We start from the raw sequence: 16,264 nt of genomic DNA, 5'->3' as shown, positions 1-16,264 counted from the left end.
TTTTAATAGCAGAGCTATTAGAAAAAAATTCAACGAAATATGGGTCAAAAAGAAACAAAAAATGGCTTTTAGATAAAATTTAAACAGTTTCTTAGCTTTTAATGATATAATTTTAAAAAATGAGTACGACTTTATTTGAAATTCCAGAACCATATAAAATACATACATTACTTCATCAAACAACCTATTTAACCAATGGTGAATTAATTGAATGGAAAGGTGAAACCGCTGAAGTGTATTCAACAATATCTTCAACACCAGACTACAAACCAACGTTGTTGGGAACCATTCCGCAATTAGGTGAAAAAGAAGCTTTGGAGGTGCTAAACTCGGCATTAACAGCTTATGGTAAAGGTCAAGGTTTGTGGCCAACGATGAAAGTAGTTGATAGAATTGCTTGCATGGAGAAGTTTGTGGAGCAAATGAAAACCAAAAGAGATGTTGTCGTAAAACTTTTAATGTGGGAAATTGGGAAAAACCTACCCGATTCACAAAAAGAATTTGATAGAACGGTCGATTATATTTACGATACTATTGAAGCCTACAAACAAATTGATAGAGATTCTGCTAAATTTGAAAAAAATGATGGTGTATACGCACACATTCGCAGAGGACCATTAGGCGTTGTCTTATGTTTAGGGCCTTACAATTACCCGCTAAACGAAACATTTACCTTGCTTATTCCTGCATTAATTATGGGGAATCCTGTCATTTTTAAACCAGCAAAATTAGGGGTTTTATTAATTTCACCACTTTTGGAAGCCTTTCAAAATAGCTTCCCAAAAGGCGTTGTTAACGTTATTTATGGGCGTGGACGTGTATTGGCAACCCCAATTATGAAATCTGGTAAAATAGATGTGTTGGCGTTAATTGGTAACAGTAAATCTGCAAATGCCTTGCAAGCGCAACATCCTAAAGGAAATAGGTTACGTATGGTTTTAGGTTTAGAAGCTAAAAACCCTGCTATTGTATTGCCCGATGCTGATTTGGATTTAACAGTTGAAGAATGTATTGCAGGAACATTGTCTTTTAATGGACAGCGCTGTACGGCACTTAAAGTAGTATATGTGCACAATTCTGTTGTAGATGAATTTAACAAACGTTTTACGGCAAAAGTTGATGCACTTAAATTTGGAAATCCTTGGGAATCCGGAGTGAAATTAACACCACTTCCAGAAGTTGAAAAACCAGGGTATATTAAAGAATTAATTGCCGATGCTTTGGAAAAAGGGGCTACTATATTAAATGAAAAAGGTGGCATATTAACCGAGAATTTTATTTTTCCAGCGGTTTTGTACCCTGTTAATACAGATATGAAAGTGTATAGTGAAGAACAATTTGGACCTGTAATTCCTGTAATTCCATTTTCAGATATTGAAGAGCCTTTGCACGATATGGCAGAATCTAATTATGGGCAACAAGTAAGCTTGTTTGGGAAAAACATCGAAACCTTATCACCTTTAATTGATACATTGGTTAATTTAGTGTGTCGTGTTAATTTAAACAGTTCTTGCCAGCGCGGACCCGATGTGTATCCATTCACTGGTAGAAAAGATTCTGCATTTGGTACATTGAGTGTTCATGATGCATTACGCTCATTCTCAATTAGAACCTTTGTGGCATCAAAAGATAACGATTATAATAATGCAATTTTAAATGAATTGTTAGATAAAAAAGCGTCAAACTTTATAAGTACGGATTATATTTTATAGTTATAATATTAGTTAATCAAGTTTGATTTTTTTATTTTAGTCAGTGTAAAAACTAACATATGGAATGTCCATTAACAAGTTGCAAACCACCCGACATGATAAACATGCATTCTATCTGACCATTAAAAAACAAATAAATTTAAACAGATGAAAAGTATTAAAATTCAATTATTGACTCTTTTATCAGTAATATTAATGTTTAATTGTGGAGGTAAAGAAGAAAAAAAGAATGAAGGATTTACCTACGAAAAATCAAGCGCCCAAGAAAAATCTGAGACTAAAGCAGATGACAACGTTGCAAATATTGTTTTAACTGCTAATGATATGATGCAGTACAACACTAAAGAGATTAAAGTTAAAGCTGGTCAAAAGATAAAGCTTACATTAAGACACTTAGGGAAACTTGATGTTAATGTGATGGGACATAACTTTGTGTTATTGAAACAAGGAGCAGATTTGGTAGAATTTGCAACGAAAGCAGCAACTCAAAAAGACAATAAATATATTCCAAAAGAAGCTCAAGACGATATTATAGCTTACACCGATTTAATTGGTGGTGGTCAAGTTACCGCCATTGAATTTGAAGCGCCCACACCAGGAACTTATGAGTTTTTATGTAGTTTCCCAGGGCATTACGCTATGATGCGTGGTCATTTTATTGTGGAGTAATTAAAAGAGTGATAAAGACGGATCAATCTAATTTCCAACCTTCTCTGTATGTTCTTTTTACAAACTGATTGTCTGGTTCAAAATTGGTTATTTTCATGTTGACACCATCCCAAAGCAATTTTTTACGACCAGAGTATTCAAAACCATCCTCGATGTTTTCTCTTAAATTATAACTTCTAATGGCCAAATTTCCCATTAAAATAGACTCTGTAAGTGGACCAGCAAAATCAAATGAAGAGGTTAAAACCCTATGTTTCTTGCTACCATAGCCATCTTTACAGGCTTCAACCCATTTTGCCTGATGGCCGTTTTCTGGTAATACATCTGTGTTCTCTTCTTCTAAAGGAAGTGTTATGATTTCTCCGGAATTAAGATATACTTTCGGATTCAAACCATAAGTACCACATGTCATAATACCTTTTTTACCAATCATGATTACACCATTGGCATTATCTTCATCTCCAATGGGATGATCTGCCGGAATAAGATCTGGATGGAACGGGCGCAAGCCACCATCGGTCCAGTTTAATTTGACTTCTGAAGGATTTTTTTCAGTAGCAGCAAATTTTAATTGGGTTCTTGAAGAAGGCGGACAGGATTCTGGATAATAGTCAGGTAACCAATCTTGTGTAAAAACTGTACCCACACTGCTTTCAACTTCAGTTGGATAACCTAAACCTAAAACTCTGTATGGAGGATCAACTAAATGACAGCCCATATCGCCAAGGGCTCCTGTTCCAAAATTCCACCAACCACGCCATTTGAAGGGGTGGTACAACGGATGGTAATCAACCCATTTTGCAGGCCCTATCCATGTCAATCTAAACCACTCAATAAAGTGGGTTTGTCTGTTGGTGTTTTAATCCCTTGGGGTCAAACAGGTCTGTTGGTCCACACGTGTACTTGGCTCACTGTGCCAATCATTCCAGAATCAAACCAATCTATCATGGTTTGAACACCTTTACCTGAAGCTCCCTGGTTACCCATTTGGGAGACTATTTTATATTTATTGGCAGCTTCTGTAAGTTTACGTGCTTCATAAATATTGTGGGTCAATGGTTTTTGCACATAAACATGTTTGTTTAATTGCATGCCAGCCAAAGCAATCACGGCATGGGTGTGATCTGGTGTTGATACCGTAATAGCATCAATATCTTTCATCACATCTAAAAGGTTTCTGTAATCTTTAAATTTTTTGGCATTTGGAAATAGTTCAAAAGCTTGAGTGGCTCTATTCCAGTCTACATCACATATAGCTGCAATATTAGATGCACCATACGGCGTCACTAAAACCTTTTCCACCACCACCTATTATAGCAATATTCAATTTGTCACTTGGAGGAATGAAGCATTTACCCATAACATGTCTTGGTATGATTGATATGCCAAGTGCTGTTAGCGATGATTTTTTTATAAAAGATCGTCTGCTAGTTTGGTGGTTGGTTTTCATTTACAAATATTTAAAATACTATGGTTTTAGCTCTAACAATTCAATATTTTTAAATTCAATGGGATGACTTTCACTTTGTAATGAAATATATCCGCTTTTAACGGCTTCTCCTTCTTTAAAAGTAGTATTGTATTCACCACCAAATACTGGTTTTGAATATGAAATCACGTCTTTTCCATTTATTCTGTGCGTGATAAGGGAATCATTATGGACTTCAACTTCAACATCAATCCATTCATCTCCATAAAAAGTTGGAGAAGTAGAAGAGATGCAATGTTCTGTGATTAATTTTCCATTCATGGTTACATGCATACCAGGAGTACATAAATTACCGGTAGGTCGTTCTACACCTTCTTCAAGACCGCCTAACAGTTGAACTTCTAATGAAACAGGAAAAGCTTGATTTAATTCCATACTTTCTGGGGATTGTGAGTGAATCATAATGCCGCTGTTTTTGGTGGCCCATGGACTTCCCCCTTTTGCCTGTTCACCTTTAAACCTATATTGTAATCTTAATATATAATTTGAAAACGGTTTTTCATAAAACATATGCCCAAAGGATGTTCCAAAATCATCATACCCATCATAGGAAACCTTTAAAATACTATCTTCAACCCTAAAGGTATTATGTATATTTTCATGTAACGGGTCCCCATTTATTTTAACAGCCCATCCGGTTAAATCCTTTCCGTTAAAAAGTTGTATCCAATTTTCAGTTTCTTTTTTTTCTCTCTTTTGACAATTTGAAGAAAGTGATAGACATAAAATAAAAATAAATAATTTACCTAAAAGACGTACCATAATTAAAAGAGTTATTAAGTTATTTTATAGTGACCAGGATTTTCCGCCTGTCAATTCTTGCAGGTCACCACAGTAATAGGCGCTAGGAACAGGATCGTAGGCTAAAACATGTTCACCTATTTCTTCAGTAGTAACATAAGCTTTTATGGTCATCCATTTTAAATTATTTAAGAATTCAGATTTTGTCATTTCCAAGGACTCTGGATTATCTTCTCTTTCTTGGTCAATGTCATCTTCCCCCAACATATATGTATCCAAAAGGGATTTATAATCATCTTCTGAAATCTTTTCAACAGATTCATCGCCATCTTTTTTTAGAATGGACAAAACATTGTTAAACGCATTTCTAAATTGTTCTTGTTGTTCGTCTTCTAAAACTTCATTAAAATACTTGTCAATAAACTGTGGAACATTCATTTCTGTTGCTGATGGAATGTCGGTTTTTGGTAAGATAACGTCAACCAAGTTTGTTAGTACAATGCCTTGTTCTGGGCTTAAAAATTCAGGAGTCCATATTTTAACATCACTGGTGCAACTTTGCAACAAACTGATAATGGAGGGTGTGGCTACAAAAAAGCCAGCTGTAAATCCTATATTTTTTAATACGTCTCTACGTTTCATAATGTGGTATTTATAAGTTGTTGTTTTTTAATTCGTTTGCTGCGTGATTAGCAGCTCTAGCCGTAAAAGCCATATAGCTAAGTGACGGGTTTTGACAGGCAGAAGAAGCCATAAAAGCACCATCAGTGACATATATATTTTTACAGGTATGTACTTGGTTGTATTTATTAAGGACGGATGTTTTGGGATCTTTTCCCATACGGGCAAATCCCATTTCGCGAATACCCAAGCCCATGCCTCCAATATCGTCATAAGCTTCAATGTTTTTAAAGCCTCCTGCTTCTAGCATTTTAACGACCTGTTCTTTCATGTCTTTACGCATGGCATGTTCATTGTCACCAAAATTAGCATCGAAAGTTATGGTTGGTAAACCCCATTCATTTTTCTTTTCATAATTTAAATACATTCGGTTATTGTGATTTGGAAGCGTTTCTCCAAAGGCAGTTATTCCCAGACGCCATTCACCGGGCTTTAAGATGGCTTCTTTTAAATCAGGACCATATTTAAGCTCAGTGACGATATCTGACAAACGGCCTCTTCCAGCACCACCTTCATAACCATAACCTCTTATAAAGTCTTTTTGGTCGGTATCACCACCTAAATTTCTAAATCTTGGAATATATATAGCTGCAGGTGGTCTCCCTTTATAATATTTGTCATCAAATCCTACTGCGGTACCATGAGCGCCCACACTAAAGTGATGGTCCATAAGATTGTGTCCCAATTCACCACTATCATTACCAAGCCCATTAGGGAATCGATTGGATTTTGATTGTAATAAAATGGAGGCAGATGCCATTGATGAGGCACATAAGAAAATCACTTTAGCCTTAAATTCAAAAGATTCTTTGGTTTCAGTATCAATAACTTTAACACCTGTCGCTTTGCCAAGATGTTCATCATAGACAACTTCGTGAACAATTGAAAAAGGCCTTAAGGCCATATTTCCTGTAGCTTCGGCTGCTGGGAGCGTGGATGAATTACTGCTAAAATAAGCACCAAACGGACAGCCACGCATACATCTATCCCTATACTGGCAAGTAGATCTTCCTAAACCTGGTTTTGTGCCCTCTGTAGTATAGGCAACTCTACCATGTGTAACAACCCGGTTGTTAAAATTTTCGACGACTTTACTTCTAAAATATTCCTCAACACAATTCAAATTCATTGGCTTTAAAAGCTTTTGGTCTGGAAGTTGTTTGATACCCAGATTTTCACCACATACACCAATATATTCCTCAACATGGTCATGCCAAGATTCAATTTCTTTATATCTCACGGGCCAATCTACACCAATGCCATCTTTTAAATTGGCCTCAAAATCTATATCGCTCCACCGATAACTATGTCTTCCCCACACAATGGAGCGTCCTCCAACATGATATCCTCTAATCCAATCAAAACGGTGGTCTTCATTATAGGGATGTTTTAAATCGTCAACAAAGAAATGTTGATGTGCTTCATCAGTGACAAACCCCGTACGGTGTTGCTTAGGTTTACGTTCTTTGGTTTCTCTGGAAGGAGCTCCACCATTGGGCATGTCCCATGGATCGAGGTTTGTGGTAGGATAGTCTTTAACATGCCTGACCATTCTTCCACGATCAAGAACCAAGGTTTTTAATCCATTCTCACAAAGTTCCTTGGCCGCCCAACCACCAGAAATACCTGTGCCAACAACAATGGCATCATATGTATAATCAATTGAATTTAAAGCTAAACGCCCCATTTGTTTGTTGTTAGAATTTGATTCTTTTAACCATTTAAAGGTTTCCTTTTTTCAATTGTTCAGCAGCATGATTTGCGGCTCTGGCTGTAAATGCCATATAGGTCAATGATGGATTTTGGCAAGCTGAAGATGTCATAAATGAGCCATCGGTTACATATACATTAGGACAGGAATGTATTTGATTGTGTTTATTTAATACAGACGTTTTGGGGTCTCTACCCATTCTGGCTGTTCCCATTTCATGGATTCCTAATCCCATGGCTCTTCCTTCAACTTGATCAAATCCTTCAACATCTTTAAATCCTGCTGCTTCTAACATTTTCACGGCTTGTTCTTGCATGTCTTTACGCATCGCGAGTTCGTTTTCACCAAAATCGGCATCAAACGTTACTGTGGGTAAACCCCATTCATCAAGTTTTTTATAATCTAGGTACATTCTGTTTTTATGGTCAGGAAGCGTTTCACCAAATGCCGTAATTTTAATGTTCCATTCGCCTGGTTTTAAAATGGCTTCTTTTAGTTTTGGGCCATATTTTAATTCGGCTACCAGTTCAGAAACACTTTCTCTTGATGCACCACCTTGATAACCATAGCCCCTTTTGAATTCTTTTGTGTCGGTTTTGCCTCCAAGATTTCTAAACCTTGGAATATAAATTCCATTGGCTCTCCTTCCTTTGGTGTATTTATCATTAAACAAGTCAGTTTTTGCAGATGCCCCGACATGAAAATGATGATCCATAATATTATGCCCTAATTCACCACTGTCATTTCCCAGTCCGTTAGGGAAACGTTCTGATTTTGATTGAAGTAGAATAGATGCCGATGCCATGGTTGAAGCACATAAGAAAATAACTTTTGCATTATAAACAATGGTTTCCTTGGTTTCTACATCAATCACTTTGACCCCTGTGGCTTTTTTTGTGGTGTCATCATAAATAACCTCACTTACTATAGAATTGGGCCTTAAGGTCATATTTCCTGTGGCTTCGGCGGTAGGTAATGTTGATGAATTACTGCTAAAATAGGCGCCAAAAGGACAGCCTCTTGCACATCTGTTTCTGTATTGGCAAGTGCTCCTGCCTAAACCAGGTTTGGTGCCTTCGGTAACATGTGCTGTTCTGCCTATGGTTAGTAGTCTGCCATCATCAAACGATTCTGAGATTTTACTTTTTAAATGCTCTTCAACACAATTAAGGTTCATGGGTTTTAATAACTTTTGGTCTGGGAGTTGTTTGAGGCCTAAATTTTCACCACTAACCCCTATAAATTCTTCAACATAATCATACCATGGAGCAATATCTTTATAACGTACGGGCCAATCTATACCAATACCTTCTTTTTTATTTGCTTCAAAATCAATGTCACTAAGCCTATAACTTTGTCTTCCCCACATTAATGAACGTCCTCCCACATGATATCCTCTTATCCAGTCAAAACGGCGGTCTTCATTATAAGGATGTTTAATATCATCAACAAAAAAGTGCTCAGTAGCTTGCTCAGTTACTGATCCGGTACGATGCTGTTTTGGTTTGCGCATAATGGTTTCCCTGGTTGCGTCACCACCATCAGGAAAATCCCAAGGATCCATGTTTGCTGTTGGGTAATCTACAACATGTTTAACCATTCTGCCACGTTCAAGAACCAATGTTTTTAATCCTTTTTCGCAAAGCTCTTTGGCAGCCCATCCGCCAGAAATACCAGTGCCAACAACAATTGCATCGTACTCTTCTTCTGAAACTTTGATTTCAATATTGCTCATTTAAATGTAAATTTTTTAATAATTTGATAATTAAATGTGTATAATATTATACATTTCTCGCCAAATTAAGTATTTTGCGTGTTAATTGTGTTTAATTTTTTTCAGTGAAGATAAATGTACAAAGAATAACGCCCTTTGAAGCGGACGGGATTGTCTATCAGGCTGACACCTGTTTGCCGCTTGTTGATGCTGTAAACAGAAAGAAACTAAAGTTTAAGGCCCTGGCAAGATACACCTATCCAGGAGATAGGTTGACCGATGACACCAAAGGGTTGAACAGCGTTGGGTATTGGGATGCCAATGAGCCACAAGATTGGGGTTTAGATTGGCATAGAAATGAAGGTATTGAAATACATTTTTTAGAGTCGGGTACCATGCCTTATGCCCAGCAGAATAAAGATATGGTGCTTTTACCCAATTACTTAACAATCACTAGGCCTTGGGAAGTGCATAAAGTAGGGAATCCTTCCATTGGGATGGGAAAATTCTACTGGGTTATTTTGGATTTGGAAGTTAGAAGGCCACATCAAAACTGGGTTTGGCCAGACTGGATTATGTTGGCACCCAATGATCTTGAAAAGCTTACAATCATATTAAGGCAAAACGAAAAGATTTTATGGAAAGCAGATAAACGTATACGGGATTGCTTTCAAAGAATAGGAAAGGCAGTAGATACAGATGTAGAAGGGAGTAATTCATCAAGAATAAGGTTGTTAATCAATTATTTATTGATTTTGATTTTAGATTTATTGCTAGAGGAGGAAGTTGAACTTAATGAACAACTAACCGATAGTTCTAGAAGTGTCAAATTATTTTTAAGTGAGTTAAACAATAATTTATCAGAAGCATGGACCATTGAAGATATGGCCAAATCAGCTGGGGTTGGGTTGACAAGATTTACCCATCACTGCAAACAGCTAACCAATTTAACACCAATGCGTTATTTAATGATGAAACGCATTGAAATGTCAAAAGAGATTTTAATTAAAGACGAATTTATCACAGTATCTGAAGTGGCATTTGCTTGTGGATTTTCAACCAGTCAATATTTTTCAACCGTTTTCAAAAAGCAAGAAAAATGCACCCCTTTGGAATATCGACAAAAAAAACTTGAACCGGTTTTTTGAAAGGCTTTGTTTGTTTAAATTCTTTCACTGAATAAATATACACAAAATTGGTAAATGGATTTTATAATTTTCAACTTCTAAATTTTTTTAAACAAACTAGACTAATGAAAATGAACACCCTTAACAGAAAAGTGCTTTCAATTTTTGTTTTACTTTTTTTGCTCATCCTTTTGGGCTGCGTAAACAATAAAAAAAAGAAAAGCACTGAAAGTTCAGTAACCGAAGAAACCCAAGCAATTTCAAAACCGTTTTTTAAATTATCGTTGGCCGAATGGTCCATACATAATATGATTATGGATAAAACATTTAATCCAATAGATTTTGCCGATAAAGCTAAAGAAATGGGATTTGAAGGTTTAGAGTATGTGAGCCAGCTTTATAAACCACTTTATAAGGATAGTGCCGATTCTAAAGCCGCCTTGCAAGAAGTTTTGGATTCCTTGAAAATGAAAAGCGAAGCCAATGGTTTAAAAAATGTCGGGATTATGGTTGACAATGAAGGCGACTTGGCATCACCAGATGAAAAGGAAAGGCTTCAGGGTGTAGGGAATCATAAAAAATGGATTGATGCCGCTGCTTTTTTAGGATGCTATTATGTGCGTGTTAATTTGTTTGGAAGTGAAGACCCAACGGTTTGGGTGCAACAATCCGTTAAGAGTTTAACAGATTTGGCCATTTATGCCAAAACAAAAGGTATTGATGTGATCGTAGAAAATCATGGATATTTATCTTCAAATGCACCTTTACTTGTAGAAGTTATGAAAGGTGTAAATATGCACAATTGTGGTGTGCTACCCGATTTTGGCAACTTTTGTTTAAAACGTGAAGGTGGTGAACAAGGGGGTGCCAAATGTATAGAAGAATACGACCGATACGGCGGTGTGCAACAAATGATGCCTTACGCAAAAGCAGTTAGCGCTAAATCCTATGATTTTGATAAAGATGGCAACGAAACTATCATTGATTATGGGAAAATGATGCAAATTGTTAAAGACGGTGGTTATAAAGGTTATGTAGGTGTAGAATACGAGGGTACAAGATTAAGTGAGGAAGATGGTATTAATGCAACAAAAAAATTACTTTTAAAGGTTGCGAATGAACTGAAATAAAAATTTAACTAACTAAACTCTTTATGAAAAAATCAACGCAATTTCAATTGTCCTTTATGATGTTCCTCGAGTTTTTTATTTGGGGAGGATGGTTTGTGACTTTAGGTTCTTTTCTGGGGAATAATTTAAATGCTACAGGAGCAGAAACAGGAATGGCATTTTCAACCCAATCTTGGGGTGCTATCATTGCGCCTTTTATTATTGGATTGATAGCCGATAGATTTTTTAATGCTGAAAAGATACTTGGGGTTTTGCATCTTATAGGGGCTGTTTTAATGTATCAAATGTCTCAATCAACTGAGTTCGCAAACTTTTATTTTTATGTATTGAGTTATATGGTTGCTTATATGCCTACGTTGGCCTTGGTCAATTCAGTATCATTTAACCAGATGAAAAACCCTGCCAAGGATTTTCCCATGATTAGGGTTTTTGGTACTATTGGCTGGATTATTGCTGGGCTGATAATAAGTTTTGTTTTTAAGTGGGATTCTGAAAGCAATATTGCATCTGGCATGCTGTCAAATACCTTTACTATGGTGGCTATTGCGTCAGCGGTATTGGGTGTTTTCAGTTTTACGCTACCAAAAACGCCGCCAAAAACAGTGAAAGGAGAAAAAGTGTCTTTATCAGAAACACTTGGTTTGGATGCGTTGAAATTATTGAAAGACAAAAACTTTTTGGTGTTCTTTGTTTCTTCTGTATTGATCTGTATACCATTGGCATTCTACTATCAAAACATCAGTCTTTTTTTAACGGAATATAAAGTTGAGGATTCTACAGCTTGGGCAGCTTTGGGGCAAATTTCCGAAGTAGGTTTTATGCTGTTGTTGCCGTTCTTTTTTAAAAGATTCGGATTTAAAAAAACCATCCTTTTTGGCATGCTCGCTTGGGGGATTAGATATGCCCTATTTGCTTACGGAAATGCTGGAGATTTATTTTTTATGCTAGCCATTGGTATTGCTTTACATGGGATTTGCTATGATTTTTTCTTTGTGTCCGGTCAAATTTATACCGATGCTAAAGCAGGTGAAAAAGTAAAAAGTGCCGCCCAGGGATTGATAACATTGGCAACCTATGGCGTTGGAATGTTAGTTGGCTTTTGGGTTGCAGGACAAATAGCTGACAAAAACGTGCTGGCAGATGGGACTCATAGTTGGAGTGATCTATGGACATTTCCGGCATTGTTTGCAGTAGGTGTATTGCTGTTTTTCGCCATTTTATTCAAAAACGAAAAAGTAGAATATAAAGTTTAAACACAATTGATGGGCTCAAAGATCAGATTAGGTATTTTAGGTGGTGGAGGCGATTCTTTAATAGGGGTACTGCATCGGATAGCATCGGCAATGTATGATAAATATCAAATAGTTGGTGGTGTTTTTAATCCTTTATGGGAGGAAAATATTGGTTTTGCTGAAAAGATAGGCTTGCCAACCAATAGGGTTTATAAAGACTTTGATGCCTTAATTGAAGAGGAATTAAAACTTCCTTTGAATGAAAGAATGCAAGTGGTGTCCATTCTTACACCAAACTTTCTTCATTTTCCCATGGCGAAAAAATTATTGGAGAATGGGTTTAATGTCATCTGTGAAAAACCGATGACCACCACTTTTGAAGAAGCCAAGGTTTTAAACGATACCTTAAAAATAGCGAGGACCGTTTTTGCCGTTACCTATACGTATACAGGGTATCCCATGATTAGGCAAATGCGTGAGATGATTAAAAATGGTGAATTGGGCACAATTCAAAAAGTGGATGCGCAATATTATCAAGGTTGGATAAACCCAATCATTCACAATAAGGAAAAGCGTTTAACCACATGGCGATTGAATCCTGAAAAATCAGGAATCAGTTGTTGTGTTGGTGATATTGGTACACACGCATTCGATATGTTAGAATATGTTTCAGGAATAAAAATTGAATCTGTTTTGGCAGATTTGAATTATCTGTACTCAGACAATAAAATGGATATAGATGGAACGGTTTTGTTGCGCTGTAGCAATAACGTTAAGGGTGTTATATGTGCTAGCCAAATTGCAACAGGTGAGGAAAACAATTTTATTGTAAAAGTGTATGGAGATAAAGCTGGGCTAAAGTGGGAACAAGAAAACCCCAATTATCTATATTTAATGAAAGATGGAAAGCCACTTAGGGTATTGAAACCCGGACACACTTACAATTCCAAACTATCCTTGGATGGCACTAAATTACCACCAGGACATCCTGAAGGTATTTTTGACTCTATGGGGAACATTTATAAAGGTGTAGCAAAAGCCATTAATAAAGAACCTTATGACCATGGTGAATTTCCTACCATGATTGATGGCGTAAGAGGTATGAGTTTTATTGAAAAAGTGGTTGAATCCCATCAAAACGGAAATATTTGGGTGAACATTGAAAACGTAGATTAATGAAGACTATAAAAGGACCTGCCATATTTTTAGCGCAATTTATGGATGACAAAGCACCATTCAATTCTTTGGATGGGTTATGTAAATGGGCAAGTGATTTAGGGTATAAAGGCATTCAAATGCCAACGCTTGACGAACGACTTATTGATTTGTCAAAAGCGGCAGAAAGCCAAACCTATTGTGATGAGTTGCTAGGAAAAATAAACTCTTATGGTTTAGAATTAACAGAACTTTCCACCCATATCCAAGGGCAGTTAGTGGCAGTGCATCCGGCATATGACATCCTGTTTGATGCATTTGCCCCAGCCCATTTAAAAGGAAAACCAAAAGAAAGAACAGCTTGGGCCATTCAAGAAATGAAACATGCGGCCATTGCAAGTAGGCGATTGAAATTAAAAGCGCATGCTACATTTTCAGGGTCTTTGTTATGGCCCATGGTGCATCCATGGCCTCAACAACCAAAAGGGTTAGTGGATATGGGATTTAGAGAACTTGCTGACCGCTGGAAGCCAATTTTAAATGCATTTGAGGACAATGGCGTGGATGTATGTTATGAAGTGCATCCGGTAGAGGATATCCATGACGGAGATACGTTTGAGCGTTTTTTGGCAGCAACAGGAAATCATAAAAGGGTTAATATTTTATACGATCCATCACATTTTGTGCTTCAGCAACTTGATTACATGGCCTACATAGATCATTACCATCAATTTATTAAAGCGTTCCATGTGAAGGACTCAGAATTTAATCCAACAGGAAAAAAGGGAACGTTTGGAGGGTATAATGACTGGAAAGATAGAGCAGGACGTTATCGTTCGCCTGGAGATGGTCAGGTGGATTTTAAAAAGGTGTTCTCAAAACTTACAGAATATGGATGTGATGTTTGGGCGGTTCTGGAATGGGAATGCGTTATTAAAAGCCCGGAACAAGGCGCAAAAGAGGGTGTTTCATTTATAACAAACCATATTATTGAAGCCACCAATAAGGCGTTCGATGATTTTGCCGGTGGAGGTAATACAGATGAAGATCAATTAAGAAGAATACTTGGTATTTAATAAAAAATAAAACTCTTAGCAATGAAAAGAATAATAACAATTGGAATTTTAGGCTTACTTTTTTTTGCGTCCAATGTAACCGTAACTGTTGCTCAAGAACCAACAAAACCAGAAGAGACTGAAATTTGGGAGCCAAAACCTAAAGTAGTGATCGTAGATCCAGAAACAAAAATACCATCAGATGCCATTGTGCTCTTTGATGGGGCCAATTTTGATGAATGGATTTCAGTGATTGATTCCACTGAAGTGAAGTGGGTTTTAAATAATGATGGTAGTATGACAGTTAAAGACAAAACGGGAGATATTCAAACAAAAAGGAATTTCGGTAGTGTTCAATTGCATATAGAATGGCGTTCTTCACTTGAAAACACAGGTTCTAATCAAAGCAAAAGCAATAGTGGTGTATTTCTTCAAAAGCGCTATGAAGTTCAGGTGTTGGACAATAATAATAATGATACTTATGTTAATGGGCAAGTGGGGTCTATTTACAAACAGTCCATTCCATTAGCAAAAGCATCTGCGCCAACAGGAGATTGGAATGTGTATGATATTATTTACCATGCCCCTGAGTTTGATTCCAAAGGAAATAAAACAAAATCGGCTACCATTACAGTACTCCATAATAACGTGTTGATTCAAGACCACGTAACGATTAAAGGAACTACCGAATATATTGGCTGGCCAAAAAACACCCCACACGGTAAGGCGCCATTAATGCTGCAAGACCACGGAGATAACAGTGGTGTTAGCTATCGGAATATTTGGGTCAGGGAACTGAACTAATAAAAAATAAAGATTTGTCCTCGTTTGTTTGATGGCGTAGATTCTATTTTAGGTACTTAAGGGATGGTTAGGATACTTTTTAAATAGTGTTGTTAAAAAAAACACAATTAATGGGTTTATTTTTAGAAAATCCCACGTTAATGGCTTAGTTCTGTTAATAATTCGTAATATTCAACAAAAACCCTACATTTCGTTTTTATCATAAAAAATAAAATAATACTTTTACGCCTCTAAAAAGAAAAATGTTTAAAGATATTTCAAACATATCGTTTTATTACACTTCAACTACAATAATTACTTGTGGTGAGCGTCGCTTTTTTCCCCGTCGCCCGTAAGGGTGAGCTTCTTTTTATGAACCTAGGTGAGTCCGGTTCTTATATCAATAAAAAAAACATTTTTATAACAGTTAATTCAAAATCAAGACAATGAAAATTGTTATTGCCGATATATCACATTCTAAATACGCAGAAATTATTTGCGAAACTATTGCAGAATCTGCCGCTGTTAGAGGCACGGGTATTGCCAGAAGAACACCCGAATATATAACAAAGAAAATGGTAAACGGAAATGCCGTTATTGCTTTAGATGGTGATACGTTTGCAGGCTTTTGTTATATTGAGCTTTGGGGTCATGGTAAGTTTGTAGCCAATTCCGGTTTAATTGTTCATCCCGATTATAGAGGTGCTGGTTTAGCAAAAAAAATAAAGCATAAAGTATTTAAACATTCAAGAACCAAGTTTCCCGATGCGAAAGTGTTTAGTATTACAACGGGTTTAGCTGTAATGAAAATGAATACGGATTTAGGCTATAAGCCCGTACCGTTTTCAGAATTAACCGACGATCCAACCTTTTGGGATGGCTGCCAAACCTGTAAAAATTATGATGTTTTAACACGTACCAACAGAAAAATGTGTTTGTGTACAGGAATGTTGTATGACCCAAAGGATAAAGATAAAAGTGAACCCAAAAAAATAAAAGAGAAGGTTTTTAATAGATTAAAACATATTAAAGAAACCATGTTTTTAAAAAAAGATAAAAAATGAT

The 16,264-nt window shown here is 36.5% G+C and carries 16 protein-coding genes; 9 read left to right on the top strand and 7 right to left on the bottom strand.

The features are described from left to right. The first annotated feature begins 119 nt into the window (after window positions 1-119). Window positions 120-1,712 carry an NADP-dependent glyceraldehyde-3-phosphate dehydrogenase gene (locus tag ACGLWY_RS03290; RefSeq protein ID WP_396618240.1) on the top strand — a complete coding sequence of 531 codons (1,593 nt, stop codon included), beginning with the start codon at window positions 120-122 and terminating at the stop codon, window positions 1,710-1,712. Between the two features lie 147 nt (window positions 1,713-1,859). Beyond that, window positions 1,860-2,381, top strand: coding sequence for an azurin (gene azu / locus ACGLWY_RS03285; protein WP_396618239.1), 522 nt, complete (start codon window positions 1,860-1,862; stop codon window positions 2,379-2,381). A gap of 22 nt (window positions 2,382-2,403) precedes the next feature. Here azu and ACGLWY_RS03280 read toward each other — a convergent pair whose 3' ends face one another. Genes ACGLWY_RS03280 through ACGLWY_RS03250 form a run of 7 tightly spaced genes read right to left on the bottom strand, consistent with a single transcriptional unit; the run spans window position 2,404 to window position 8,738 of the window. Next, window positions 2,404-3,201: a hypothetical protein gene (locus ACGLWY_RS03280; protein ID WP_396618238.1), complete on the bottom strand. Its 798-nt coding sequence runs from the start codon at window positions 3,199-3,201 to the stop codon at window positions 2,404-2,406. Between the two features lie 53 nt (window positions 3,202-3,254). Continuing rightward, the gene (locus ACGLWY_RS03275; RefSeq protein ID WP_396618237.1) at window positions 3,255-3,683 is read right to left on the bottom strand and encodes a Gfo/Idh/MocA family protein; all 429 of its coding nucleotides are present in this window, start codon (window positions 3,681-3,683) and stop codon (window positions 3,255-3,257) included. Continuing rightward, window positions 3,646-3,831 carry a twin-arginine translocation signal domain-containing protein gene (locus ACGLWY_RS03270; RefSeq protein ID WP_396618236.1) on the bottom strand — a complete coding sequence of 62 codons (186 nt, stop codon included), beginning with the start codon at window positions 3,829-3,831 and terminating at the stop codon, window positions 3,646-3,648. Before ACGLWY_RS03270 ends, ACGLWY_RS03275 begins: the two co-directional genes overlap by 38 nt. Before the next feature lie 18 nt (window positions 3,832-3,849). Further along, window positions 3,850-4,632 carry a DUF1080 domain-containing protein gene (locus ACGLWY_RS03265; protein ID WP_396618235.1) on the bottom strand — a complete coding sequence of 261 codons (783 nt, stop codon included), beginning with the start codon at window positions 4,630-4,632 and terminating at the stop codon, window positions 3,850-3,852. Between the two features lie 24 nt (window positions 4,633-4,656). Further along, window positions 4,657-5,253, bottom strand: a complete 597-nt coding sequence (locus ACGLWY_RS03260; RefSeq protein WP_396618234.1) for a gluconate 2-dehydrogenase subunit 3 family protein — start codon at window positions 5,251-5,253, stop codon at window positions 4,657-4,659. Window positions 5,254-5,263: 10 nt separating this feature from the next. Then, window positions 5,264-6,979, bottom strand: coding sequence for a GMC oxidoreductase (locus ACGLWY_RS03255; RefSeq protein WP_396618233.1), 1,716 nt, complete (start codon window positions 6,977-6,979; stop codon window positions 5,264-5,266). A 34-nt stretch (window positions 6,980-7,013) separates the two neighbouring features. After that, window positions 7,014-8,738: a GMC oxidoreductase gene (locus ACGLWY_RS03250; RefSeq protein WP_396618232.1), complete on the bottom strand. Its 1,725-nt coding sequence runs from the start codon at window positions 8,736-8,738 to the stop codon at window positions 7,014-7,016. Window positions 8,739-8,842: 104 nt separating this feature from the next. Between ACGLWY_RS03250 and ACGLWY_RS03245 the strand changes: the two genes are divergently transcribed. The 7 genes from ACGLWY_RS03245 (at window position 8,843) to ACGLWY_RS03215 (ending at window position 16,263) form a co-directional block, all read left to right on the top strand. Then, window positions 8,843-9,865 (top strand): helix-turn-helix transcriptional regulator, encoded by a 1,023-nt coding sequence (locus ACGLWY_RS03245; RefSeq protein WP_396618231.1) that lies wholly within the window; start codon window positions 8,843-8,845, stop codon window positions 9,863-9,865. A 110-nt stretch (window positions 9,866-9,975) separates the two neighbouring features. After that, complete coding sequence (locus ACGLWY_RS03240; RefSeq protein ID WP_396618230.1) at window positions 9,976-10,974, top strand: sugar phosphate isomerase/epimerase family protein; 999 nt, start codon at window positions 9,976-9,978, stop codon at window positions 10,972-10,974. 23 nt (window positions 10,975-10,997) lie between these two features. Beyond that, window positions 10,998-12,227, top strand: a complete 1,230-nt coding sequence (locus ACGLWY_RS03235; protein WP_396618229.1) for a nucleoside permease — start codon at window positions 10,998-11,000, stop codon at window positions 12,225-12,227. 9 nt (window positions 12,228-12,236) lie between these two features. Continuing rightward, window positions 12,237-13,382 carry a Gfo/Idh/MocA family protein gene (locus ACGLWY_RS03230; RefSeq protein WP_396618228.1) on the top strand — a complete coding sequence of 382 codons (1,146 nt, stop codon included), beginning with the start codon at window positions 12,237-12,239 and terminating at the stop codon, window positions 13,380-13,382. Further along, complete coding sequence (locus tag ACGLWY_RS03225) at window positions 13,382-14,437, top strand: sugar phosphate isomerase/epimerase family protein (protein ID WP_396618227.1); 1,056 nt, start codon at window positions 13,382-13,384, stop codon at window positions 14,435-14,437. Before ACGLWY_RS03230 ends, ACGLWY_RS03225 begins: the two co-directional genes overlap by 1 nt. A 21-nt stretch (window positions 14,438-14,458) precedes the next feature. Further along, a complete protein-coding gene (locus ACGLWY_RS03220; protein WP_396618226.1) occupies window positions 14,459-15,220 on the top strand; it encodes a DUF1080 domain-containing protein in 762 nt (253 codons plus the stop codon). A gap of 425 nt (window positions 15,221-15,645) precedes the next feature. After that, window positions 15,646-16,263 carry a GNAT family N-acetyltransferase gene (locus tag ACGLWY_RS03215; protein WP_396618225.1) on the top strand — a complete coding sequence of 206 codons (618 nt, stop codon included), beginning with the start codon at window positions 15,646-15,648 and terminating at the stop codon, window positions 16,261-16,263. Window position 16,264 lies beyond the last annotated feature (1 nt).

Source organism: Mariniflexile sp. HMF6888 (assembly GCF_044335535.1).
Lineage (GTDB): Bacteria > Bacteroidota > Bacteroidia > Flavobacteriales > Flavobacteriaceae > Mariniflexile.
This window is presented reverse-complemented; position numbering and strand designations above follow the sequence as displayed.